The sequence below is a fragment of the Enterococcus sp. DIV1368d genome, from assembly GCF_050542975.1.
GTDB classification, from domain to species: Bacteria; Bacillota; Bacilli; order Lactobacillales; family Enterococcaceae; genus Enterococcus_D; species Enterococcus_D casseliflavus.
In genome coordinates this window covers 1353589-1377420 of record NZ_CP172939.1, presented here as the reverse complement: position 1 = coordinate 1377420, position 23832 = coordinate 1353589, and the positions used below count along the sequence as shown (strand labels likewise).

The following is a 23832-nucleotide window of genomic DNA, read 5'->3' as shown; positions in this document are numbered from 1 at the left end:
TCAAATGCGCCGGTTTGTTCTCGGTGCATTTGAGCTTTTTTCATTTGTTGCGCTTAGAAGTTATTCTGCTGATTTAGATGGTGCGTTTTCCCAAAGTTGTTTGACGACTGGAATATTTCCTAGTTCCGTCATATTGGATGGTAGAATGACCGTGTTGGTATTGCTGTTGACCACGTCTTTAAAGGCTTCGATCCCTAGATAAGATAAGGAGCGCTCGTCTAGCTGGCTTTCTTTGATTGCTTCATTGATAGCTAAAATCCGTTTGCGTTCAGCTTCAGTGATTTTCGCGATTCGTTCCGCTTCTGCCTCAGCATCGATCCGTACACGTTTTGCCCGCGCCTCTGCATCGATTTGGGTTTGTTCTGCCCGAGCTTGCGCGTCGATCGTCATTTGAGAAGCTTTGGCTTCGGCACTTAAGACTGAAGAAGATTTCTCCCCTTGGGCTCTTGTGATCATGGATTCTTTGTCTCTTGAAGCTGTGATCAATTTATTCATTGATTCAATGATTTCTTGGGAAACTTTGATTTCCCCGATATTGATCCGGTCGATCGCTAACCCATAGCCAGCAGTGATGTCTTTGATTGAAGTAAATAGAGCCACGTTGATTTCTTCAGTTCCATTTAGAACCTCGTTCAGATCCATTTTCCCGATGATCCCCCGTAAGTTTGATTGGGCATCTTGAATCATTGAGATAACGGAGTTTTCATTTTCGTAAACAAAGGCACGAACATCTGTGACGTGGTATTTGATTGCTTCATCGATCTGCACGATTACGTTGTCTTTCGTAATTGCACTTTGCGGTTCGATCTCCAGAGGAATCTGTTTCAAGGACACTCTTTCTCTTACGGTATATAAAATCGGAACAAGAAAATGAAGACCTGGTTCCAACGTTCGAACATATTTCCCAAAACTTTCCACAACTTTGACTTCCCCTTGACGAACGATCACAGCAGTGCTTGCGATCAGCCAAATCAGAACCACTAATACGAAGATAACTAAAATAATTTGGATAATGATCATTGTAAAAACCCTCTTCCATTTTCAAATAATGTATTGTTAACACGGGTCAATAAGACACCGTTTTCAACCCCGATAATTTCTAACATGACATTTTCAGCAGGAATCCCTGCAATCACCCGATATTCTGTGTAGGTGCCATAAAGACGGATATAGCCTGAATAATGATCCGTCAGCGATCGAAAATAACGTCCAACCGCTCGTTTTTCCATATAATCTACGATGATTTTCACCCTCTTTGCCTTCATGCAGTAAATTTGAAGCTTCAAACTCATTTGTTAATCTATTACAAGTGTTACTAACTATGATAGCATGTTTCACCCAAGAGAACAGTAAACTTATGCAGATTCCGCTTTTTTTTAGAAAAAAAACATAGAACGAAAACCAATTCCTTGCATTTTCTCATTAAATTGCATACAATCTAATTGTACAAAATATAAAAAATAGGAGTGAAGAAATGATGAAAAAAATGTATTCTACTAAAATGATTAACACTGGTGGCCGTTCAGGAGAAGTACACAGTCCCGATCATTCATTTGAGCTAAACATCACTGCACCTGGCAAACGTGTTGAAAATGCCACCAATCCAGAACAACTTTTTGCGGCTGGGTTTAGTGCTTGTTTCAATAGTGCCCTTGAATTAGTGAAAAGCAACAAAGGAATCGACGGTGCTTCAACTGTCAGTGCACAAGTGACTTTATACGCAGAAAGTGAATCAAGCTTTGTTTTAGGCGTTGAGATCGAAGGTCAAATCGAAGGTTTATCAACAGAAGAAACACAAGAATTGCTTGAAATCGCTCATACCGTATGTCCTTACTCAAAAGCTACAGCTGGCAACATTGAAGTGACTGTCAAAGCCGTTAGCGAGTAGACTTTCGTTGAAAAAACAGCTATGATAAGAGGCGGATGTTAGAAAAAGGGGTGAAAACATGAATGTCTTAGCGTTAGAAAACCAATTATGTTTTCCTCTATACGCCGCTTCAAAAGAAATTATCAAACAGTACAAAGACTTACTGGACCCGTTGAATTTGACCTATACCCAATATTTAGTGATGTTGGTGTTATGGGAAGATGAAGCGATCAGTGTCAAAGAATTGGGGAAGCAATTATGTCTAGATTCTGGTACACTGACACCGGTTTTAAAAAAGCTTGAAGCAAAAGGATACCTAGTAAGAAATCGAAATCAAGACGATGAACGTTCCTTGCGGGTCACTTTGACTGATTTAGGCAAAGGACTCCATGAACAAGCGCTAGAGATCCCCTACAAAGTAACTGAATTCTTGCCCCTTGAACCGGAAGAACTGTCAGTCCTCCACGAATTGACGACCAAAATGGTCCAAAAATTTCAAGAACAAGAAAAATGATCCGCTGTTTTCACAGTGGATCATTTTTTTATCTTTTAAACCTTCACTAACAAACAGCGAAGAAAACGGGATGACCTACGAAGCTTTGGTTTTCAATTCGCCAATAACACTTCGCAACTGAGTTAATTGTTCTGGGTCTTCAATTTTTTTGATCGCAATTTTTACCAGTTCAAAAATTTGTTCCTCCGTCAAACCACTTTGCAAAATCTCCAATTCGGTGACGGCTGGTTGGAAACGACGAGCCAAAACTGATCCACTCATCTTGATACTTGCGATCTCAAGTATCCCTTTATTAACTAACTTACGAATCACTGACAATGACGTGTTGCGATTCAAGCCGAAGCGTTCACTAAATTCGGTACAGCATAGCGGCTCATCCACAGCCCAAAAACAAACTAAGACTTCCCACTCTTTTTTTGAAAAACTCAAGTAATCCATAACTGCTCCTTTCCATGCCAATCAGGCTGGTTCTTATTTTCTAATCAAAACAATCTTAGCTATTGACATAAGCTATCTATCCTCTTCATTTTACGATTGTTTTTTCTTTCACTAAAAGGATTATATACCAATAATAATCTATTTTATTCATAATTTCAAAATAATTTTTATTTTAATGATAAATAACACGTTTAATTCTCCTTCTTCTCCATAAAAAAAAAGCGACTAGATGCGCTAGTCGCTTTCTTTTCTATCAAGTGATCCTAAGAAGAACCGCTTATTGGATGTTGAAGATCAGGCTTTCGTGCTCTTTTTCTTTTAAGGAATAGCCACAAAACTCTTTATTCAAATTCGGATAATCGCGTTCGATCATCTGAATAACCTCGATTTCCGTCAAAAATTTGTCTTCTGACAATTGCAGCGAGTTCAACAAGACAAAGCGTGAATCATAGCCTAAAATCTCTGGCATCAATTGCCAAAAATTTGAGTGATCAATTTGTTGGATCGTTTCTTCAAAGTTAGCAATCAATTGTTGTACATGATCATAGACTTTGGGATAATCAGATTTTAACAAATCCAACAGTGCTTGATCGACCACCTTATCCAAATAAGCCTTTGTGTCCGTATAGATTATTGAAGAAATCACTTATTTCATCAATCCTTTCATTCAAATGCCATATTCGACATCGTCAAGGATGGCTCCCTGTTCCTATATATAGCATACTATCGGTGATTTTCGTTCTCAGATTAAGGATAGAATCAAGAAAAAAAGGAGAAGTCGTTTTTTGATTCCTCAATCTTACTCCACAATAGCAAAATTTTGCTGAACTGATAAGCAAAGCGAATCAGCAACATCTGAAAATGAGAAATTTGTCAGATTTCCCTCCTTTTTTAGATAGATTGCCTCTCTTCTATACGAAAAATCAACCGCCAAGGATCGCATCCCTTATCAGCGATCGATTTGAAACAAACAACCAGCAGCCCTTATTGCCCTTCACAAAAAACGGAGACAGCATAATTTCAGACAGAACCTTCAGCAACATGTATAATTAAAGTAGAGAAAATCATCAAAATAAACGAGACGAGGAGTGGAGCAAAGATGAAGAACCATTGTAAATGCGGCAAGAAGTTAACTGGCAATGAAAAAAGCTGTCCGGACTGCAAACGCAAAAAACAGCAAACTTTAGATTCCTTGGAAAAATTCGTTAAATACGGCAGTTTTGCTTTAGCAGGCCTATCATTAGTTTTAAAAATTGCGAAAAGTCGACAAGCTTAGCAGTGATCGACTGAGAACTTTAATAAAAAAAACGCCGTAATGGCGTTTTTTTATTTGTCTACAATCGTACTCTCCAACTGCCAATTGACCGTACCTGAATAGGTACCAGGTTCTATCAAATCCAACTTGGGAACAAAGCGAAAGTAGCAATCATATTCCTGAAGATCCAGAGTTAAGTCCGTTGATCCTGTTGGCTGCTGTTGGAAAATCACTTGTTCTTCAGAAGTGACAGAAGCCACCAGCTGATTGGTCACCGGATCATAGAGGACCAATTGGATTTCCTCCGCTAATTGTTGCTGATTTTGCATAAAATCAGTCATCTGGCCGCTTAACTGCCAGGTCCCTTCGCTGGTATTGCTGACAGACAAAAGGGCTTCTTGATCAAAAGAAATCGTTAAATAAGCAAAGCCATCGTCTCTGATGGATCTTGCGAGTTCATTCAAGGTCACTGCCGCTGCGTTGATTGAAGCAGGCGCACGCTCAAATACCACGATTCCTCGAAAGTCAATGCCATAATAACGTGTCGCCGATCGATTGCCTTCTGTATCGATCACATAAGACGCAAGATAATAGGTTGTGCCCGGTTCTAGATCTGAGGTGTCTAGTGCCAATGTATCCGACAATGGCTCCGACAATGTTCCCCGTTCAACCAACGCTGCTTCAGAGAAATCCGTTTCGGTGATTGTCTTATCCTCCGTAAAGAAATCCGTGACATATATTTTGGCTTGGGTCGAATTTTGGTCATCAATCGTGATCGGTATGTAGGAATTGCGCTTTTGCCGCACGATCTGCAGGTCTGCTTTTGCTTCTGCCAATGACGCCGAACCTGTTGAAAGAGTCGGTGGAAAGGATCCGGTCATTTGATAATAATGAGTTTCTGGATCACCTGATGTCATACTGGAAACAAAAGCATTTCCATTAAAAACAGTTTGGACAGGGATGGCTACATCTAAATTCTGATCGAGCGGAGCTTCTGTGTAATTGACGGAAAAGTGAACGATGTATTCATTCCCTTTGACCATGTCGGGCAGTGTCACAACCAATTGTCCATTTTCAATGGCAAAGGGCAAGGCAGTTCCGCCTTCAGGCATGCCATTAACCATGATTTCACTGGCTTTCCCAAAATAAACCGCCTCGGGAACTAATGATAGTCCTTCTGGAAAAAGCGATGAGAGCAAGATTCCCGATTCCAAGTCAGCTAGATCACTGGTGCTTTTATAGGAGAGATAGGTCGCATAAGTAATGGTTTTGCTATTGTCGACAGTGGCTGGCTGGGCAAGTGTCGTACCAGTATCCAACAATAGTTTGACTGGGTCTTTTTCAAAAACACCGGTTCGCATATCAAGTTCTACTAGTCCTTCAACATCGACAAAGGCCACAGCTTTTTCTTGAACATAGCCCCCGTTTGCACCTGTAAAACCAAAATAGACCGGTGCACTATTGGTGAGATTCAAATTCGATTTGAAGGTGTCATCAACAGGAACCGTCACATCAACACCGAAATCTGGTACGGTGTAACGCAACGTTTGCGTCGGCTGATCAAAGACTACTGTAAAAATATGCCACTGCCCATCGGAAATATCTGGTACGGATACCGTATCTCGATGGTTTAAGACTTTGTCAATAATCAGCCAACCATCGGTGGTATATGCGTCATTTGAACCTGGAAAATTCCAAGCGATATGATGGCCGGAAGGAACATCAAGATCCATCATTCCGTCCCCCGTCAACCCTGCATTATTATAAAATGTATCGAATTCAATCGCAAAACTTTGGGGGATCGCCCCAGTACTTAAAGGAGTCGCTCCTCCCGAATTTGACCAGACACCAATCGTCGGTCCCGCTTGTTGCGCCAGTGCATTTAAACCATTGCTTTGCATCACAAAAGCGATCCCATCACTGTCCGTTGCTGTATTATCGATACAAAATGCCATTTCTAAGCGAAAGGAGCGAGTAAAGGAAACTGGCTTATTAAACCAAACACCACCACTGGAATTGGTAGTAGTTCCATCATTGATCTGAACATAATTGAATCCTGACTCTCCTTGTGGCGAACCCGCTTGCCCCACAGGAGTGATCAAAGAATCGTCAATCGCCAACGTAGGAAAGTCCGGAACAGATACCGCAGCATAGATTGTCTCTTGCCGCCAGCCCATCAGAAAGAAACTAAAAAGAAGTACATAGAACCATCGTTTAATGCCAAACTTTTTCATCGCTGTCCCCTACTTTCTTCATTCTGATTCTTCTTGCATTGCCGGTGCATCATCTGCTTCTGCTTTTTTGCGTCGCTTGTACAAAAAGAACAAAAGAAGCAAGACAAGCAGGAAGAGTAGTATCCCTAAAGCATAGAACCAGTACTGTTTTTGAAGATACGCTGCACCTAATGTTGTCTGACGGTTGATAAGGTTGGCTTGCTTGCGATCAACCACCACCGAATCCTCAAACACCCACGTTCCTTTAGGCGCATTCAACTCGATCCGTAACAGATAGGTCCCCGGTTCGAGAATGTTCTGATCAAAGGCACTAAATAGCTCCAAAACCGAATTTGGAGCTATTTGAAAATTCTCTGCAGAAAAACCACCAACTTTGTTGCCGCTGTCTTGCTCACGTATGATCGTTTTCACAGATATTTTGCCAAATGCTGTGGGCTGACTATTGCGGATACTGCTTTTGAGAGCAGCAGAACCATTTCTTTCCGCCGCCTCAGAATTAATCAAAGACAATTGGGGATCAGGCATGGTTGCCACATTCTGACGCAAGCGGACCCCTTGCTGAATTTTATAGTTGGCTTGCAGATTTGTTTGCTGGCTTTCAGTTGTCTCTGACGGTTCTTCTTCAAAGGCAAACACACCAAGTATTTCTCCTGCAAATTCTTTTCCTTTCATTGAAAGGGTAAAATGAACCTGATAGCTTTCTCCAGGGGCAAGTTGGATCGTCTGCCTTGGATTTTCAATCAATTCACTAAAAGAGATTCCTTGATTCTCTTCGGCGGTCTGTTCTGCTTGGTACGCAATAATCCCAGTAGAGGCCGTATAACTATTTAGTGCGGATGCTTTAATGGTCAACGGGTCTGGACTTGTATTATGAAGGGCAACGGTCAAGTTCTGTTCGGTCTCATGATTTACCAGTAAGTCGAAATAAGTGACGTCACTGACTTGATTTTGGGGAAGTTCAGGGGTTACAGTGAACCGTGTGGTCTGTGCATGACCGGTGACTTTCGTAACGCAACACAAACTGATAAAAAAACTAATGAGTATGAAACACTTGATTTGTTTTTTCATTGTCGCCCTTTCTTTCCTACTCTGCTTGATACGTGTTCGCTAATGTCCAAGTGATCGTGCCGCTATAAGTGCCGCTGTTCACATTTTGCTTCGGTACGGTTAATGAAGCATTGGAAAAGTTAAAGTCATTGGTTGCTAAGCCAGTTGTGCCATTAGCAGAAGCAATCAGCGTTGGATCTGTTGCCCCTACCATCAATTCGGTGCCCGAGACTAGCGCTGCATCGCCAGAAGCCGTTGTACCATTTAAAGTGACTTTGGCATTTGCCAGCTCGTTATCGCTCGCATTCGTCATTTTCGATAATTGCGCCGTCAACTGCCAGCCAGCTTGATTCGGCCCACGGTAATCCGTGATCGATGTCACTTCATTCGACGTTGTTTGAATCACTTGTTCATCGGTAGCGATCTCTTGGATACTGCTTGTACCGAAGTTAAAATTAGTCACCTGATCCAGTGACAAGATTCCTTGTTCGATCGTTAGCGTTGCTTGACTCGTCATTGAAGCCGTTGGATTCGCTTCTGCTGCAGCTGCCGCAGTCGGCGCCATTCCTAAACCCATTCCGACCAAACCTAACATTACTGCCTTTTTGTTCATTTTCATCTCTTCCTTCACTTTTTTTAATGAGAAACCGAGGTTAATCGAAAAAACAGCCTTAAAAAATAATAATTTAATTGGTGTTTTTTCATTCTATTCTCATCTATCATAAGTATAATCCATCATGGTTATCATACGGTTCACAGATTTAGCGTAAAAAAAACGCCAAAAAGGAGAATCCCTTATGTATCGAGAATTCATTTCTCCCGCAGAAGAAAAGAAATTAGAGATTTTCAAAGTTGTCTGTAATTCCAATGGTGTGACATTGGTCCAACTGTCAGAAGTTTTGAACATCCCACAAAAAAGTCTGCAAAAATATATTTATTTTTTAAATGAAGATTTGCAGCTGCTCTCCCCTCACCTGCTTCTATCAAAAAATCATTACAATCAGTATTTTGTTGATCGAGCAGATGACGATGAACCTTTCTATGCAAAATTGATGTATCATTATTTGCTCAACTCCACACAATATACCTTGATTCATTACTTGATTGGGCGCCCGCAAATGACCTTGACGCAATTATGTTTGGATTTGCATGTCAGCCAATCGCATATGTATCGGTTGATCAAGAAAATCAATCAACTATTGGAAAAGTTTCAAATCCAAATTCGAACAGACCTGAATAATCGCATCGTTCTTGCTGGAAAAGAGCTTGATATCCGTATTTTCACCTACAGTTTCTTGACCCAAAGTGCGCCTGCTGATTTGTGGCTATTGCCGAGCGTTTCCCATAAGAATGTCGAAGAGTTTACAGCGTTCTTTGCTGTTTCTCACTTTGATCCGTTGACGAAAAATAAACTCGCTGCATTTTGGCAAGCAGTGGTCAGCCGAACGATCCAGAAAAAATATTTGCCAGCGATCCCTGAAAAATACATGGGATTGATGAATTTTTATTGTTTTTTACCAGAGGAAATCCTCGAATCGCTTTTTTTGAGTGCCGATTATGCCTCAGAAAAGACGCTTCAGTCAGAATATCTTTACTTAAATTTCTTTTTGCATGTGTTTTTGCCAGGGGTGATTCCCCAAGCGAAGAATCAAGCGATCATCCAAGAGATCAAACATTCTGATACCGATCTTGTGCGCTTTTTCACTGCAATGATCAAAGATTGGCACGATACCTTTGCTCCAAGTCAAGAAGTCGCCGAATTTGAAAAACTATTAAGCAGCTGTCTGCTGGTCTTCAATCTATCGATCATTATCGGCATCGATCTTCTGGAAGTGTGGCAGCTCGAACACCAACTGTTGACCGAAAACACTCCTTCGAAAGACAAAACCTATGAAGCAATCTGCACACTTTTACTGACCCATGTTGAAAGGTATCCATTTGCTGACTTGGACAAAGAGTATTTTGAACAGACACAGTTGCCTTATCTCGCGCATCTCTTGTATTTGGAAACACAGATGAATACGCCCCCGACCGTGTCGATCTATATTCAAACGACGATCCAATACCGCACAAAGCAAATGATCGAGACAAGGATCCGTTCGATTTATTCCAAAGCATCAGTGACTTTTGTTAACCAGATGGAAGCAGCCGATCTTTTAATCACCGATAGCTATGAAGAAGTGATGTTTTCCGAAAAATTAGTCTTACTGTCTAACCTACAAGCCGAACAAGAGTGGGCAGCCGTTTTTGCAAAGATCAATCAACTGATGATGACCAAGATGTTTGCCAAACAAGGAAAGTAAGCTGCCGATTCCCTTTTCATCCGCAAAAAAAGCCCGAGCATCTTTGCTCGAGCTTTTTTCCTACAAGTTTATCCAGGGATTGTTAAGCGAAGAAGCTACCACCCGTTACACTGTACACTTGACCAGTTACATAGCTTGCTTCATCAGAGGCTAGGAAAACGTAGACTGGTGCTAATTCGACTGGTTGTCCAGCACGTTTCATCAATTCTTTTTGACCAAATTCTGGGATCGCAGATTGTGGTTGTCCACCAGAAATTTGAAGTGGCGTCCAGATTGGACCAGGCGCAACGGTATTGACCCGAATGCCTTTTTCACTTAATTGCGCAGCTAGCCCTTTACTAAAGGAAGTAATGGCACCTTTCGTGGCTGCATAGTCTAAAAGATGGGCGCTTGGTTCCGCACTTTGGATCGAAGTGGTCGTGATGATGCTTCCACCAGCTGGTAAGTAATCCAATGCTTCTTGGACTGTCCAATACATCGAGATGATATTCGTTGTAAAGGTGTCTTGAATTTGTTGCGTAGTCAACTCTTTGATGTCCTTCACCGCTTGTTGCATCCCAGCATTTAGAACCAACGTATCTAACCCGCCTAATTCTTTGGCTGCTTCATGAACCAATTGACGAGCGAAAGTTTCATCTTTCAAGTCTCCTGGGATCAAAACTGCTTTGCGTCCGGCTTTTTCAATGACTGCCTTGACTTCTTGCGCGTCTTCTTCTTCAAAAGGAAGATAGTTGATTGCAACATCGGCGCCTTCTTTGGCAAAAGCAATCGCTGCTGCTCGACCAATACCAGAATCACCACCGGTCACTAATGCTTTGCGTCCAGCTAATTTGCCTGAACCTGCGTAGCTTTCTTCCCCGCAATCAGGTACTGGCTGCATCTTTCCTTGAATCGCCGGTGCTTCTTGCACCTGTTTTTCAAATTTGCCATCATAATACTTCGTTAACGGATTGTTGATTTTTTCTGACATGCTCGTTTCCTCCTTGATTATTTCTACTTCTTATTTGTCATCGTTTGTTATGACCTTACTTAAAAGTGTAAAGGAAGATGGAGCGAATGAGAAACGAAACGCTCACCAGAAAAAAAGCATCTGTAAGAAAACAGATGCTTAGTAAAACGAAAATGCTGCATGACTCAGTAGTGAAAACGCCCCCAGGTATCTCATCATTCTGCTGGGAAATCGTAATGAAATTTTTGTGTGCAGTGGTTGATTTTGCTACTTTTCTAGCAGTTCGAGGAGTGCCCGACGAAAGGCCTCCATCTCCTTTGCGGTCTGTAGAAAAACATCGGGATGACTGTGGTGGCTGTCGATCATCCAGTGTTTGGTGTCTGTAATATGTGCTGAAACTTTCTAAAGTAATAAAAAGCATGCTCGTTTTCTAAAAAAAATGCTGTTTATTCGCGGCACTAAAAACATTAGCGGGTCTTCACATACCCTTCTGATTATTAACTATTTTTTTCACAACCAATGGATATTATTTAAAAAAAATGAATATTTACGTTATCCTTTTACTCAAATAAGAAAGAATGAGGAGAGATAAAATGATCCAACTTGCTCGCTTGATCTTTTGGGTACCAGTCATCTTTTTTTCGTTAGGTTTGGTCTTCCTAACAAAACGACTGCCGCGTTTCACATGGGTTTCTCTAACGATCACTGTTTCTTTGATCATCTTTGTTTGTAAAATCTTAGAATACTCCTATGTCATGCCAGATATGAAACTAACCGTTTATTTTATGGGTTTCTTGATTTCTGCTAGTCTGCTTGGGTATATTTTTTATTTGCGTAGTAGAAAACGTTGACTGCAGCTGCGCCTGACTCCCGCCAAAACGCCCTCTTAATGCCTTTTGACTACAACAAAGACGAGCTATACCTATGAAGTAGCTCCTTTCATCCCCTTCGTAAGGATTTCGGCTCATGATCCCCTTTCAAGGGGATTTTTTTATTGTTCATCCTCACTCATTCTTATTCAGTCTGCTTTGATGAAAAAATCACTTTTCGCCGATAACGGCATGCCAAGCCTTGCTCTCTGATTCCTTTCGTTGTGACACTTGCGCTCCCCACGTACACATTGCGTTTCCAAAACATTAAATATATAATAAAATTGTAAATTACCACATCGTAACAAAGAATCATCAAACCTCTTGAAAGGAGCGTTTCCTATGAACAGGCTGACCTTTGTCGTCCAACCACTGACCCTGCTATTTCTTCTCACGGTTTTTTCCCTTGTGTATTTGATGCCTGAATCCGTTGTGCCTAAGCCGAAAATGAAGAAGTGGGCGCTGACTGTATCTTTAATTTATCTGGGATGGCAGCTGCTGATTCCCTTTTTCTTCTTTGTTCTCTAAACCCAGCAAAAAAAGCGGCTCTCACAAAAGAGAGCCGCTTTGGTGTAGTTTTTAATCCTGTAACAAACTACCGCCATTGGTGGCAATCACTTCTTTGTACCAGTAGAAACTATCTTTGCGGGAACGGTCAAAGCTGCCGTTTCCTTCATCATCCGCGTCTACATAGACAAAGCCGTAGCGTTTCGACATTTCTGACGTGGAAGCCGATACTAAGTCGGTACAACCCCAAGGCGTATAGCCCATCAATTCCACACCATCTTCGATCGCTTCATACATTTGTTCGATATGCGCCTTCAAATAATCGATGCGATAGCTGTCATGGATCGAACCATCCTCTTCCACCGTATCCAAGGCACCTAAGCCGTTTTCAACGATAAACAACGGTACTTGGTAGCGGTCGTACAAGTTATTCAAAGTCACACGCAAGCCGATTGGATCGATTTGCCACCCCCAGTCAGAGGCTTCCAAGTAAGGGTTTGATTCACCTAAAGAAAAGTTGCCAGCAGTTGCTTCGCCGCCTTCTTCAGGATTGTGGCGGGCAATAGAACTCATGTAGTAAGAAAAGGACATGAAGTCGACAGGGTATTGCGCAAGAATGTCTAAATCGCCGTCTTCGAAGGTCACTTCGATGCCGTTTTCTTTAAAGAAGCGCTTCGTATATGCTGGATACTTCCCACGAACTTGGACATCAGAGAAGAAGAGATTCTCGTGGTCACGTTTGATTTCTTCCATCACATCTGCTGGATTTGGTGTAGCTGGGTAAGCTTGCATCCGTGCCAACATCATCCCTACTTTGATGTCAGGATTGATTTCGTGGGCAAATTTTGTTGCTAAACTAGAAGCCACAAATTGATGATGCACGGCTTGATACATGTCAGAAAGGTTTTGTGTGCCGTCTTCGGATAACAAGGCACCACCAACATAGCCAGAGATCCCCATGATATTGATTTCATTGAAGGTCAACCAGTATTTGACTTTGTCTTTGTAGCGGGTCAACACGGTTTCTGCGTATTTGACGAACAAATCGATCACTTGGCGATTTTTCCAGCCGCCATAGTTTAACGCGATCCCAATAGGTGTTTCGTAGTGAGAGAGAGTCACTAAGGGTTCGATCCCGTATTTCGCACACTCATCAAACACATTGTCATAAAATTGCAAGCCTTCTTCATTTGGCTGAGCATCGTCACCATTTGGAAAAATTCTTGACCAAGCGATGGACAGACGGAAGGTTTTGAAGCCCATCTCTGCATACAAGGCGATGTCTTCTTTGTAGCGATGGTAGAAGTCTGACCCCCAACGTTTTGGATACAAGCCTTCTTTGTCATTTAAGGCAAACAAAACTTTTTCCCGTGTCATTGGTGCAGCAAATTCTGCCATGTTTTTGCGGTCTTCTGGTTTGACAGCGATCGCTGTATCGGATGTCGCTGGACCACGTCCGCCTTCGTTCCATGCTCCTTCAAATTGGTTGGCTGCAGTGGCGCCGCCCCATAAAAAGCCTTTTGGAAATTGTTTTTCTGTCATGATTAGCCTACTTTCTTTTTCTTTAATAATCGACACAGCAGATCAGCAAGAAAGCATTCTTACTGATCCAGCGACGTGCCGTTAAACGCATTTATTTTACGACTTCGATCAAATCGTCCTGCGCTGTTACTTCTTTTGACTGTGTCGTTTGGATGTCACTGTAGTCGTTAGAGTTCGTGACGATGACTGGTGTCAGCAAGGAATAGCCTTCCGCACGAATCGCCTCTGTATCAAAAGAGATCAATTTTTGACCAGCTTTGACTTTGTCTCCTTGGTTGATGTAGGCAGTAAAGTGATTGCCTTCAAGTTCTACCGTATTCATGCCGATGTGGATCAATAGTTCTGTTCCATCTTCTGTCACTAAACCGATGGCATGTTTTGTTGGAAACAAGATTTTGACTTCTGCATCTGCTGGCGCAGTGATTTCACCGATCGCTGGTTCAACGGCGATCCCTTTTCCCATAGCACCTGAAGAAAAGACTTTGTCTTCCACATCTGCTAAAGCAACCACTTGACCAGTTACTGGGCTTTTGACTGTTTCATCTTTGACGCTGGCAGAAACGGTTTTTGCTTCTGGCGCTGGCGCTGCTGGTGTTGCTTGACCGTCGACTGGTGAATCAACAGTTGTATACAATGTTGGTACTTTCAACAACATCATGATGATAAATGACGCTACGATCGCAATCACTGTACCAATCGCCAAGTGGATCACACTATGGAAGCTGCCTGTTGCTGGATCGATATATGCAGGATACAAGAAGATCCCCATACCACCCATTGCATAACCAGTGACGTTAAAGATTGACAAGTAGATACCGACGAAACCTGAAACTAAACAAGAAACGATAAATGGTGTTTTCATTGGCAACGTGTACCCGTAGATCGCAGGTTCAGTCACACCGAAGATCGATGAGATCAATGCTGGCATTGCGCCTTGTTTGACTTTTGGTTCTTTCGTTTTCAACCAAATCGCTGCTAACACACCCGTTTGCGTGAAACATGGTAGCACTGCTGCGGTCAAAATAATCGAAGAGCCGTTTTGTGCCATATCCATGATCGCCAATGGTACAAGACCCCAGTGAAGACCAAACATAACTAATACTTGCCATAATGCCCCTAAAGCAAAGCCGTAAATGATTGGGCTGAAATCGTACACCGCTTGGAAAGCAACACCGATCCAGCTAGATGCTGTATTTGCGACTGGACCTACCACAAAGAAGGTCAACGGCACAGTGATCAAAATCGTTACAAACGGAACCACAAACATTTTGACTACATCAGGTGTAACTTTGCGCATAAACTGTTCAATTTTCGAAGCGACAAAAATCGCTAAAATGATTGGCAGTACGCTGTTAAAGTAGCCACCTGCTGGTAAGGTCAAGGTTAGACCGAAGACTTTGCTCGCTTCAGCCACACTTTCTGCTAAGCCAGGATAGACCATCGCCCCTGCGATCGCTAATGCTGTATAGGTGTTCATCTTGAATTTCTTCGCTGCAGTGACGGCTAAGATCATTGGTAAGTATTGGAACAAACCATCGCCTAGAGTATTCATTACTACATAGATACCATTGGTCGCTTCCATCCCAGTTGCTGCCAGCAACGCCGTGATCCCTTTTAAGATACCGGCTGCCGCTAATGGACCTAAGAACGGTTGGAACAGGCTTGAGATAACATCGATAAAGCGGTCAAACAAGCTGCCTTTTTGCCCGTCGCCTTCATCGATATCAAGACTGCCACCATCGGCTAATCCGCCGACTTTCAACACTTCATCATAAACATCTGGCACATGATTGCCGATAACGACTTGGTATTGTCCGCCTGCTTTGACGACGGTCACGACACCGTCACGTTTTTGCAAATAATCAGTGTCCGCTTTGCTTTCGTCTTTTAAGTGGAATCGTAAGCGAGTCACACAGTGTTTTACAGATGAGACATTTTCTTTGCCACCAACGTGGGCCAAAATGTCTTGCGCTAATTCAGTATATTTTGCCATTTTGATTGCTCCTTTTTTATTGGTCATTTAATAAAAATAAAAAGACCAGCCATTTCTACAATAAACAAGCATGAGAGATCCCCTAAAAAAAGAGTGACGGGTTTCCTCATCGAGTATTGTAAGAAAGTGCAGGTCTTGCCAGCCGAACTGTAACGAATCCATTTCCATTCTTAGGTTAATTTTGAGTGAGCGGCTAAGTTACCGATATGCAGAATCAAATACATCAATTCCATATCGTTGACATGCCAGCCCTTTTGTTCAAATAAGTATTCTTTGATCGAATCTGCGGTTTCTTTTTCTTTTGGATAGCTGCTGAAGGCCAAGGCAATCATTGGATTTGCCAATACTGGCTCTTCTTTTTCTTGACTTTGTCGAATTAAATAATAGCGAATGTGGGTCACGAACCGTTGGAAGTAGGAAGAATTCTCATCAAACTCGATGTTCATGCTGTACTTAACGATCCGTAAAATATTGTTCGTCAACTCGGTGTGCTCATAAGCACTTTGATTGGCGCTTTTTTCAATTTGCGCATTGACGAAATGCAAAGTGATAAACGCAGCTTCTTCTTGTGAAAAATCGGGATACAGCTCTTTGCGGATCAACTCGACCGCTTGGACACTGACCGCATATTCCTTGGCATAAATTTTCTTGATTTCCCAATGCATGGGATTGGTCAAAACAATTTCTTGCTTTTGACGACTGATGGCAAACAAGATATGATCCATCAGTGTGAAATAAACATTTGGATTGAAATCGGTTCCAACACTATCCCGAAAAAGACGCACGATTTCATAAATGACGGCCATTTGTTTTTCGTCAGCCTTCGTCATGACTTTCGACATATGTTCCACTGTCAAATCATCTTCTGGATAGTATTTTTTTTCGATTCGCTCAGCTGGAATCGGGTCACCCGGTTTCGTTTGAAAGCCGATCCCTTTTCCCATTAGGATCACTTCAACTTCATCTTCTTTTGAAAGTACAACATTGTTGTTGATCCTCTTGATAATCTTCACGAACGATCCTCCTTGATCAGCATAGCCCGTAAAAAACGTTGCATCCTTTGACGTCTATGCAGAAGGTCTTGTATTTTTTTCTTTCTCTGACATGCCGTTAAGTGACGAGGTGATTGACTGCTCTAGAAAGTGTTGCAGGCTATCGTCAAAACTAGCTGGCAGTTCATTGCGTTTTACTTCTCCCCTCCTTTGCTGATCAATGACTGGACCTTACCTTGGAACCGGTTCTTTTTTTAGCTATTAGAAATAATGGAGCAAAAAAAGAAGACCAAAGCAAAAAAGTGTACAACCCAAGAAACTTTGGGTAATCAACGCACTTTTTTCCTCTGGTCTTGCCTGCCGAACAGTAACGAATCCAGTAATGAGAACACTCTCATGTTCCGTTGAGATAATAGTACTCATTCTGAGAAAAAATGTCAACACTTTTTTTGCAAACGTTTTTCTTTTTTCCTTTTCGGCTTTGTTTCACTCTTATTTGAAGTGGATTTTTTACTGATAGTGAGGGGTTTTTCTGTATAAACCCTCTGTGACAACTCTTGCAGATTTTATCCAACAGCACACAACAAAAAAAACCGTAATCTTCGTACATTACGGTCATAGCTAGAAGGATGATGCTTTACAAAAAACGATCAATCACAAAGAATCAAAGAATTGGGGAAGGTCTGGTGCATGACAGACATTCAATGTGACTGACCGCTTTTAGCGATTCATGCGCTTCATGACTTCCACAAACGAAAAGGTGTCTTTGAGAGGGGGAAGCAATCAAATACCCTTTCGATTCTTCAAGATGTTGCTCGTTCCTGCGATAAAGACCGCAGAAAGCGAGGAAAATGCTGTTCCTATCATAAAGGAAACAGTCACAAGACTTATCATTGAAAGGTCAACGATAAGGTTTCGCAGAAAAGGCAGTACTAGTTTTTAAATGGGTTGATTTCCCAAGGGCCGAATGGTTCAAATTCCATGAAAAACTACCTCCTTTATTATTTGCTATACCTTATTATATTTGATAACATGTTATTAAAATCACATTGTTCAGAAATGCGTCACAATTAAGGAGGTCCCCCATGAAACAGCAAGGCTCTTTAATCAAAAAACTGCGCACAGATCGCAAAATCTCGCAAGCCAAGCTTGCCGAAGGTATTTCCTCACGCACCACCCTTTCTTCATTCGAAAATCGTAAAACAAACCTCTCTTCACAAACCTTGTTTGACTACTTAGACAAAATGAATATTACGGTTCATGAGTTCAGTCTGTTGATCGACAGCGAAGTCACGGATCAGAAACGTCAGCTGGTGCAAGATTTCTATACCCGTTACTATGAGCGAACACTGACTCTCGACTACTTGACTAGCCTGGAAAAACGCTACTTTGAGACACAAAATTTTTTCTATTATTCTTTGTATGTCCAAGGATTGCTGCTGCTCAACCGTGAATCATTTCTGATGAATCAAGGAGCTTACACCCAAGAAGTCGAACTGGTAAAGCAATACTTGTTTGATATCGAAACCTGGGGGCGCTTTGAGTTAAATTTATTCTCAAATTTGTTATTTATTTTTGACCAAGAAACGATCAGTTATTACTTAGATCATGGGATCAAAAAAATTCTTCACTACGCCAATGATCCATTTTATGCAAATCTGTTAAGTGTCGTGATCTTAAACGGCTGTGCCTTTGCCAGCGAAAATAAAGATGCCTATCTACTAAACAAGTTTCTGCTCTTGTCTGAACCGCTCCCCAATACACCCCTCTATTTTTATTTGAAAATCCATCAAGTGCTGTATCAGGAAATATACTCGTATTTGCAATCCGCTCAGTTGAACAAAGAGATTCTAAAAAACACCTTAGTCGTTATTGAACAAGCGGGTTACCAGAACCATAAAGACGATCTCCAACAGTTGCTTGCTGCTGTTACCAATCGTGCGATTTAGCCGCTTATTAAATGGGCATTTATGTAATGTTATCTAACAAAAAAAGCTGATCTTCCAACGGAGCTCAGCTTTTTCGTCAATGTCACTCCAACCCGCCCACGAAACACCCGCTCGAAATGAAGGGTTCAACATTCGACTTGCTTCTTCCGTCTGCATGGACCAAGAAAAAAACCAGTTAGGTTTTAGACCTAACTGGTTTTGTTTGGCAAAAGCAACGAGCATGCTGCTGCCGATTCATTTGTGTAATTTACTAACCGATTAACGAGATTCTGAAGTCACACCGATAGTCGCCCATGGATTATGATCTGGATCATATGCCCACGTAAAGTTTGCAACACGATCAGAGATCGGCAATACTTGGTTACGATAAAGTGTTGGAATACCAAACGCTTCTTCCAACATATATTCTTGCCACGCATCAAACGCTTCTTTGCGTTTTTCTTCATCAAATGAGTCATTTGAATCGATGGCTGCCAATAATTCTGTATTGCGATCAGACTCATAACGAGTGTAGTTGAAGGCAGAATTTGGTCCCCATAGACCGGTTGGAGACGGGTCGGATCCTGTTCCCCAAGCAGCTAGATAAACATCGATGTCTGGATCATCATTTTTCAACTTGTCGTAGAAGGCTTGGAAGTCGATCAGACGCCCTGTTGAGTACTGAACATCCAAACCGATTTCTTGCCATTGTTGAACATAGTAATCCGCCAATGGTTGCGCAGTTTCTCCACCTGCCATTGAAGCAAAATTGATGGTCAATTTGTTGCCATCTGGATCTTCACGGAAGCCGTCGCCATCTACGTCGATAAAGCCTGCATCATCTAGTAATTGATTTGCTCTATCTAAATCTAAATGGTATCCTTCAAGCTCTGAGTTGTGCAATGAGCCATAAACTGGTGGGATCAGTGTGCTAGCATTTGAGCGTAAGCCATAATAGAAACGCTCACCAATCGCATCATTGTCTACTGCATAGCCCATTGCTTGACGTAACGCTTTATTTGCCATCTTTGCTTCTGGATTGTATTCGACACTATTTGTTTCTTCATTCCAAGTGCCCAATTTGAATCCAAGGTACGTATAGGATTGTTCTGGACGGCCTAAAATTTGGTATCCATCAGTATCCGCATAGGAATCGTAAGTATCAGTAGGCATTTTCAGTGCAAGATCATATTGTTTAGCATTCAATGCTTCATTGATCGATGCGGAAGGAACGCCACGCATTACAATTTTATCTAACGATGGTGTAGCACCGTAATAATGCTCATTCGGAGTATATTCAACAGTCTCTCCTGGAACAATGTTACTCATTTGGTAAGGACCAAAGCCAATTGGGTTGCTACGAACAGGATCACTAGATTCCATATCTGCAACTTCAATGCCTTCAAAGGTATGCTTTGGTAACGCCGAATACCAGACACCACCACCTAGTTGCATCATTCCTGGATGCATTTCTTTAAACTCAACTTCAACAACTTTATCGCTGACAGCGGTAATTCCCGAAATCGTATCTGAATCTCCATTGTGATACTCTTCCATTCCGACCACATTCGTAAAGGTATTATCATAACGGATTCCTGTATAGTCTTTGTGACCAATTACTTCATATGAGAAAATAACGTCTTCGGCTGTGACATCTACCCCGTCTGACCACTTCAAATCATCTCGTAAAGTGATTGTTGCTATGTTATTCTCAATATCTAAATCAAGATCAGCCGCTCCACCATCAACGATTTTAAAATCTGCATCTCTTAAAAAGAGCTGTTCGTGACTTGGTAACATAAAATCATTGTCATAAGTATCTTGATAGAACTCCCATTGGAACAATCCTTGGAATTGAGTATCCATGACGACTGCCACATCCAATGTACCGCCATCCATTACTTCACCATCGTTCACTACTGCCAATGGCATAGTACCGATATCTGATGCTGCAGCGTCTGATGACGACTCTCCTGTATCTGTCGAACCTGTTCCACCTCCGTTACTTTGTCCGCAAGCCCCTAAAACAAGCGCTGCCAATAAAGTAATCATGCCAAACTTCGTTTTCTTCATACTCTTCCTCCTTATTTAAATCCCTTCCTCGTGATTCAGTGACCACTCGATCTTCGAATAAAAAAACCAAGCAAACAGTTTTTTTATCTTAAAATGGCTTTTTTATTAGAAAATCTGAACGAGATTAACTAAATTATAACAATTTTCGTAAAATTCTTTCTGTCAATAATTTCACCGATTGATGAAATTATTGACAAAACGGCGATTCTCATTGATAGATCGCCGTTATTTTTATTCGCATTTTCTTAAATTTTTCTTTTTCTCCCTTTTTTGGTTCTCATTTCTCTTGTCCTCCCGCTGCTTAAAACTGTCAAAAAAAACTTTTTTGTCGCTAAAAGGTGTGATACTATGAAAAAAAGGAGCGTTCAATGAAATTATGGCAGATAAACGAGTTTTCTTACAAACAAAATCGAAACCCTTTGCACCTATCTCACAGCTCTTAACCCAGCGCTTGCTTTTGGCGTATAGCATCGTCTTGATCCTCATTGGCTTGGTTGCTTCCCCTCCTCAAGCTTTGTGGCAAGGCTCGCTGGCAATCTTAAATGCCCCCAGCAATTTGATTTCTGATTATTTTGCGATCGGCAATCTTGGAAGCGCCTTTTTAAACAGTGGCTTATTGACATTGATCAGTATCCTCCTTGCGAAAAAGCAAGGAACGATTATTAGTGGACCAATGATCGCTGCTTTTTTTACCATATCTGGCTTTTCTTTTTTTGGAAAAAACATCTTTAACTCGATTCCCATTCCACTTGGTGTCTATTTATACTCTTACATACAGCAACGCCCCGCAACACAATATTCACTGGTTGCCTTATTTGGCAGTGCCGCCTCGCCGGTGATCAGTTACTTAGCATTCGGTTTAGGGTTGCCTTTACCAGTCGGGATCGCTTTCGGTTATGGGATCGGTCTATTGATCGGTTTGGCGCTCCCTCCTCTAGCAGCTCAATTTTTACAATTCCACCAAGGTTTTTCTTTGTATAATATCGGGTTTGCTACTGGCATCATCACTATGTTTTTCACGAGTTTTTTACGCCTGTTCGACTTAGAAGTCTATTCAAACAAACAGTTGACGACGGAGTATCACTATTACCTGACTGGGTTCTTGCTCATTCTTTGTCTTGCCATGTTTCTTATCGGGTATCTTCTAAACCAGCGATCCCTCAAAGGCTTGCCTGAGCTTTTTCAAACGTCAGGGAAACTAATGACGGACTATGTCACGATTTTTTCCCTTGGGGTCACGATGATGAACATGGCGATGATGGGGATGTTGATGCTGTTCTTTGTCTTCTTCTTACAAGGCGAACTATCTGGTCCCCTTTTAGGCGCAATACTGACCGTGATTGGCTTCAGTGCATTCGGAAATCACTGGAGAAATAGTTTGCCTGTCATGATTGGGGTGGTTTTAGCAACCAAGGTCGGTTTGACCTCTGACGTGTCGACCTTCAGCTTATTGCTGACAGCGATCTTCGGCACCAGTTTAGCCCCCATCAGTGGGTACTATGGTCCGATTGCTGGCGTAATCGCTGGGGTAGTCCATGCAGCCTTGGTCACAAATATCACCTATTTACATGGAGGATTGAACTTATACAATAATGGCTTTTCCAGTGGATTTGTCGCGGCAGCAATGGTACCATTGTTAGATGAATACCAGCAAATCAGAAGGCGGAGAAGAAAATGATTGAAAAAGAACGGGCACGGCGAATCGTCGATGAAGTGGTCACCTACTTTTTGTCCCATGACTGTCAAAAGATAATAAGTGAGATGGCCTTTGAAGCAGAGGGGTTTAAAGCAGTTGTGCAAGGTCAATTTCCAGAGCAGCCCTCTGATTTAGAACATTTTATCGACATGCTCAACACACCAAGAGATAGCACATTAGAAAATTATTATGTGGAGCTGTTAGGCGGTCATCAAACGATCCATGAAGAAAAAGATTACTATCTATTAGGATTAATGATCGACGAAGCATCCATTATGTACGAGGATAAGCAATTGATCGTTGAATTGTATCGCAAAAAATACAACTGAAAAGCCCTACGCAAAAAACGTTTCTAAGCGGTGACCTTCACCCTTTAGAAACGTTTTTTGTTCGTTTGTCGTGACAAAAATGAAAGTTTATTGATAGATTTTTCACACTACTTTTCAGAAAACCAGCGTTATACTTTCATCATAATAAAAAACGAGGTGACCGATAGTTGAAAAAACTTCTGATTGGACTTGCAGCGCTCCTCCTCATAGGGTTCGGCGCATTGCAAGTCGCACAAACCGTCATCATGGGCGGCGACAGCTACTATGTCCAAATCACCACAGATGGTGAAAAGACGACTTCTAAGGATGACAATGGGAATGTCTATACGCAATACCATTACGAATTGCCAGGGTATGATGAGAACGGCAAAAGCAAAACCCTTGATTTCAACGGTTTCCAAGAACGACCATTGCGCAAAGAAGCCTATTTGAAGCTTACTTGGAACGAAAAAAAAGGGGTAACTGGCTATGAAGAGGTCAAAGAAAAAGACATCCCAGCCAAAGCATTAACCCAATTAAAAGGAGCGTAACGCAACGATGGAAAAAATTATTCAAGCAAATGAACTGACCAAAGTATACGGAAAAGCCAACGAAAAACAAACCGAAGCCTTAAAAGGTATCAGCTTTGATATTGAAAAAGGCGAATTCATTGGGATCATGGGGGCTTCTGGTTCAGGGAAATCCACCCTACTAAACATTCTTTCAACGTTGGATCATCCGACAAAAGGTGCCATTCGCATCAACAATAGCGATATCACCAAACTAAAAGGCGATGCCTTGGCAGATTTCCGCAGCCGTGAAATCGGCTTTATTTTCCAAGACTTCAATCTATTAGAAAACTTGACGGCTTCAGAAAACATCGCTGTCCCATTGTCTTTACAAGGAGTCAAACCAAAGATCATCCAACAACGGATCAAACGAGTCGCAGAACGCTTGTCCATCACACATATTCTCGACAAATATCCAGCAGCGATCTCTGGTGGACAAAAGCAACGGGTGGCAGCCGCTCGAGCCTTGATCACGGAACCAACGATCCTTTTTGCGGATGAACCGACAGGTGCCTTGGATTCAAAAAGTGCGAAAGACTTATTGAATATGATGGACGACTTGAATACCAATGACCAAGTATCGATTTTATTGGTCACTCATGATCCCCTTTCTGCCAGCTATTGCCAACGTATTTTGTTTATCAAGGACGGAAAGATCCATCAAGAAGTCAAACGTGAGGATCAAAGCCGCGAAGCGTTTTACCGCCAGATCCTTGTCATTCTAGGAAACTTGGAACAATAAGGAGGA

At 41.8% G+C, this 23832-nt stretch carries 23 protein-coding genes; 11 read left to right on the top strand and 12 right to left on the bottom strand.

What is annotated here, in order from left to right:
* Positions 1-60 precede the first annotated feature (60 nt).
* Complete coding sequence (locus tag IGJ44_RS06325) at positions 61-1020, bottom strand: SPFH domain-containing protein (protein WP_074535638.1); 960 nt, start codon at positions 1018-1020, stop codon at positions 61-63.
* Positions 1017-1292 (bottom strand): hypothetical protein, encoded by a 276-nt coding sequence (locus tag IGJ44_RS06320; RefSeq protein WP_016620494.1) that lies wholly within the window; start codon positions 1290-1292, stop codon positions 1017-1019. Before IGJ44_RS06320 ends, IGJ44_RS06325 begins: the two co-directional genes overlap by 4 nt.
* A 185-nt stretch (positions 1293-1477) precedes the next feature.
* Between IGJ44_RS06320 and IGJ44_RS06315 the strand changes: the two genes are divergently transcribed.
* Together IGJ44_RS06315 and IGJ44_RS06310 are read left to right on the top strand one after the other, a co-directional pair.
* Positions 1478-1888 carry an organic hydroperoxide resistance protein gene (locus tag IGJ44_RS06315; protein ID WP_026008061.1) on the top strand — a complete coding sequence of 137 codons (411 nt, stop codon included), beginning with the start codon at positions 1478-1480 and terminating at the stop codon, positions 1886-1888.
* A 58-nt stretch (positions 1889-1946) separates the two neighbouring features.
* Positions 1947-2381, top strand: coding sequence for a MarR family winged helix-turn-helix transcriptional regulator (locus IGJ44_RS06310; RefSeq protein WP_010747933.1), 435 nt, complete (start codon positions 1947-1949; stop codon positions 2379-2381).
* 75 nt (positions 2382-2456) lie between these two features.
* Here the strand turns inward: IGJ44_RS06310 and IGJ44_RS06305 are convergent, their stop codons facing one another.
* From IGJ44_RS06305 to IGJ44_RS06285, 5 genes are all read right to left on the bottom strand, one after another.
* A complete protein-coding gene (locus tag IGJ44_RS06305; RefSeq protein ID WP_074535637.1) occupies positions 2457-2819 on the bottom strand; it encodes a hypothetical protein in 363 nt (120 codons plus the stop codon).
* Between the two features lie 277 nt (positions 2820-3096).
* Entirely contained in the window at positions 3097-3465 is a 369-nt protein-coding gene (locus IGJ44_RS06300) for a DUF7006 family protein (RefSeq protein WP_015509452.1), read from the bottom strand.
* Between the two features lie 680 nt (positions 3466-4145).
* A complete protein-coding gene (locus IGJ44_RS06295) occupies positions 4146-6308 on the bottom strand; it encodes a lectin-like domain-containing protein (protein WP_074535636.1) in 2163 nt (720 codons plus the stop codon).
* Between the two features lie 18 nt (positions 6309-6326).
* Complete coding sequence (locus IGJ44_RS06290; protein WP_074535635.1) at positions 6327-7376, bottom strand: DUF916 and DUF3324 domain-containing protein; 1050 nt, start codon at positions 7374-7376, stop codon at positions 6327-6329.
* A 16-nt stretch (positions 7377-7392) separates the two neighbouring features.
* On the bottom strand, positions 7393-7968 hold the full coding sequence (locus IGJ44_RS06285; protein WP_205821223.1) for a WxL domain-containing protein: 576 nt from the start codon (positions 7966-7968) through the stop codon (positions 7393-7395).
* A gap of 184 nt (positions 7969-8152) precedes the next feature.
* Here IGJ44_RS06285 and IGJ44_RS06280 point away from each other — a divergent pair, with 184 nt between their 5' ends.
* A complete protein-coding gene (locus IGJ44_RS06280) occupies positions 8153-9658 on the top strand; it encodes a helix-turn-helix domain-containing protein (RefSeq protein ID WP_074535633.1) in 1506 nt (501 codons plus the stop codon).
* 82 nt (positions 9659-9740) lie between these two features.
* Here the strand turns inward: IGJ44_RS06280 and IGJ44_RS06275 are convergent, their stop codons facing one another.
* Positions 9741-10628, bottom strand: coding sequence for an SDR family oxidoreductase (locus IGJ44_RS06275; RefSeq protein WP_005235175.1), 888 nt, complete (start codon positions 10626-10628; stop codon positions 9741-9743).
* Positions 10629-11200: 572 nt separating this feature from the next.
* Between IGJ44_RS06275 and IGJ44_RS06270 the strand changes: the two genes are divergently transcribed.
* Together IGJ44_RS06270 and IGJ44_RS06265 are read left to right on the top strand one after the other, a co-directional pair.
* Positions 11201-11458, top strand: a complete 258-nt coding sequence (locus IGJ44_RS06270) for a hypothetical protein (protein ID WP_005225681.1) — start codon at positions 11201-11203, stop codon at positions 11456-11458.
* A gap of 360 nt (positions 11459-11818) precedes the next feature.
* Positions 11819-12004 (top strand): hypothetical protein, encoded by a 186-nt coding sequence (locus IGJ44_RS06265; protein WP_430606425.1) that lies wholly within the window; start codon positions 11819-11821, stop codon positions 12002-12004.
* 51 nt (positions 12005-12055) lie between these two features.
* Here the strand turns inward: IGJ44_RS06265 and IGJ44_RS06260 are convergent, their stop codons facing one another.
* The 3 genes from IGJ44_RS06260 to IGJ44_RS06250 all read right to left on the bottom strand — a co-directional run bounded on the left by IGJ44_RS06260 (position 12056) and on the right by IGJ44_RS06250 (position 16531).
* Entirely contained in the window at positions 12056-13525 is a 1470-nt protein-coding gene (locus tag IGJ44_RS06260; protein ID WP_015509445.1) for a glycoside hydrolase family 1 protein, read from the bottom strand.
* Between the two features lie 91 nt (positions 13526-13616).
* Complete coding sequence (locus IGJ44_RS06255) at positions 13617-15518, bottom strand: beta-glucoside-specific PTS transporter subunit IIABC (RefSeq protein WP_010747921.1); 1902 nt, start codon at positions 15516-15518, stop codon at positions 13617-13619.
* A 170-nt stretch (positions 15519-15688) separates the two neighbouring features.
* Positions 15689-16531, bottom strand: coding sequence for a PRD domain-containing protein (locus tag IGJ44_RS06250; RefSeq protein ID WP_005225677.1), 843 nt, complete (start codon positions 16529-16531; stop codon positions 15689-15691).
* A gap of 1064 nt (positions 16532-17595) precedes the next feature.
* Between IGJ44_RS06250 and IGJ44_RS06245 the strand changes: the two genes are divergently transcribed.
* Together IGJ44_RS06245 and IGJ44_RS06240 are read left to right on the top strand one after the other, a co-directional pair.
* Entirely contained in the window at positions 17596-18459 is an 864-nt protein-coding gene (locus IGJ44_RS06245) for a helix-turn-helix domain-containing protein (protein WP_167826729.1), read from the top strand.
* Positions 18460-18538: 79 nt separating this feature from the next.
* Positions 18539-18721: a hypothetical protein gene (locus IGJ44_RS06240; protein WP_430606421.1), complete on the top strand. Its 183-nt coding sequence runs from the start codon at positions 18539-18541 to the stop codon at positions 18719-18721.
* Here the strand turns inward: IGJ44_RS06240 and IGJ44_RS06235 are convergent.
* The gene (locus IGJ44_RS06235; protein ID WP_167826730.1) at positions 18718-20511 is read right to left on the bottom strand and encodes an oligopeptide ABC transporter substrate-binding protein; all 1794 of its coding nucleotides are present in this window, start codon (positions 20509-20511) and stop codon (positions 18718-18720) included. The two genes, IGJ44_RS06240 and IGJ44_RS06235, sit on opposite strands and share 4 nt — an antisense overlap.
* A 376-nt stretch (positions 20512-20887) precedes the next feature.
* Between IGJ44_RS06235 and IGJ44_RS06230 the strand changes: the two genes are divergently transcribed.
* From IGJ44_RS06230 to IGJ44_RS06215, 4 genes are all read left to right on the top strand, one after another.
* Entirely contained in the window at positions 20888-22189 is a 1302-nt protein-coding gene (locus IGJ44_RS06230; protein ID WP_167822915.1) for a DUF1576 domain-containing protein, read from the top strand.
* Positions 22186-22536: a hypothetical protein gene (locus IGJ44_RS06225; RefSeq protein ID WP_167822916.1), complete on the top strand. Its 351-nt coding sequence runs from the start codon at positions 22186-22188 to the stop codon at positions 22534-22536. Before IGJ44_RS06230 ends, IGJ44_RS06225 begins: the two co-directional genes overlap by 4 nt.
* Before the next feature lie 167 nt (positions 22537-22703).
* Complete coding sequence (locus tag IGJ44_RS06220) at positions 22704-23066, top strand: YxeA family protein (RefSeq protein ID WP_010747916.1); 363 nt, start codon at positions 22704-22706, stop codon at positions 23064-23066.
* A gap of 7 nt (positions 23067-23073) precedes the next feature.
* A complete protein-coding gene (locus IGJ44_RS06215; RefSeq protein ID WP_005225671.1) occupies positions 23074-23826 on the top strand; it encodes an ABC transporter ATP-binding protein in 753 nt (250 codons plus the stop codon).
* The last annotated feature ends 6 nt before the right edge of the window (positions 23827-23832 follow it).

Bases quoted from the DNA above. Each gene is read 5' to 3' on its own strand.
- IGJ44_RS06295 (WP_074535636.1), bottom strand. From the start codon at position 6,308: ATGAAAAAGTTTGGCATTAAACGATGGTTCTATGTACTTCTTTTTAGT.
- IGJ44_RS06225 (WP_167822916.1), top strand. From the start codon at position 22,186: ATGATTGAAAAAGAACGGGCACGGCGAATCGTCGATGAAGTGGTCACC.
- IGJ44_RS06230 (WP_167822915.1), top strand. From the start codon at position 20,888: ATGGCAGATAAACGAGTTTTCTTACAAACAAAATCGAAACCCTTTGCA.
- IGJ44_RS06280 (WP_074535633.1), top strand. From the start codon at position 8,153: ATGTATCGAGAATTCATTTCTCCCGCAGAAGAAAAGAAATTAGAGATT.
- IGJ44_RS06275 (WP_005235175.1), bottom strand. From the start codon at position 10,628: ATGTCAGAAAAAATCAACAATCCGTTAACGAAGTATTATGATGGCAAA.
- IGJ44_RS06260 (WP_015509445.1), bottom strand. From the start codon at position 13,525: ATGACAGAAAAACAATTTCCAAAAGGCTTTTTATGGGGCGGCGCCACT.
- IGJ44_RS06310 (WP_010747933.1), top strand. From the start codon at position 1,947: ATGAATGTCTTAGCGTTAGAAAACCAATTATGTTTTCCTCTATACGCC.
- IGJ44_RS06325 (WP_074535638.1), bottom strand. From the start codon at position 1,020: ATGATCATTATCCAAATTATTTTAGTTATCTTCGTATTAGTGGTTCTG.
- IGJ44_RS06245 (WP_167826729.1), top strand. From the start codon at position 17,596: ATGAAACAGCAAGGCTCTTTAATCAAAAAACTGCGCACAGATCGCAAA.
- IGJ44_RS06315 (WP_026008061.1), top strand. From the start codon at position 1,478: ATGAAAAAAATGTATTCTACTAAAATGATTAACACTGGTGGCCGTTCA.
- IGJ44_RS06235 (WP_167826730.1), bottom strand. From the start codon at position 20,511: ATGAAGAAAACGAAGTTTGGCATGATTACTTTATTGGCAGCGCTTGTT.
- IGJ44_RS06320 (WP_016620494.1), bottom strand. From the start codon at position 1,292: ATGAGTTTGAAGCTTCAAATTTACTGCATGAAGGCAAAGAGGGTGAAA.
- IGJ44_RS06265 (WP_430606425.1), top strand. From the start codon at position 11,819: ATGAACAGGCTGACCTTTGTCGTCCAACCACTGACCCTGCTATTTCTT.
- IGJ44_RS06270 (WP_005225681.1), top strand. From the start codon at position 11,201: ATGATCCAACTTGCTCGCTTGATCTTTTGGGTACCAGTCATCTTTTTT.
- IGJ44_RS06215 (WP_005225671.1), top strand. From the start codon at position 23,074: ATGGAAAAAATTATTCAAGCAAATGAACTGACCAAAGTATACGGAAAA.
- IGJ44_RS06255 (WP_010747921.1), bottom strand. From the start codon at position 15,518: ATGGCAAAATATACTGAATTAGCGCAAGACATTTTGGCCCACGTTGGT.
- IGJ44_RS06240 (WP_430606421.1), top strand. From the start codon at position 18,539: ATGTCACTCCAACCCGCCCACGAAACACCCGCTCGAAATGAAGGGTTC.
- IGJ44_RS06305 (WP_074535637.1), bottom strand. From the start codon at position 2,819: ATGGATTACTTGAGTTTTTCAAAAAAAGAGTGGGAAGTCTTAGTTTGT.
- IGJ44_RS06285 (WP_205821223.1), bottom strand. From the start codon at position 7,968: ATGAACAAAAAGGCAGTAATGTTAGGTTTGGTCGGAATGGGTTTAGGA.
- IGJ44_RS06290 (WP_074535635.1), bottom strand. From the start codon at position 7,376: ATGAAAAAACAAATCAAGTGTTTCATACTCATTAGTTTTTTTATCAGT.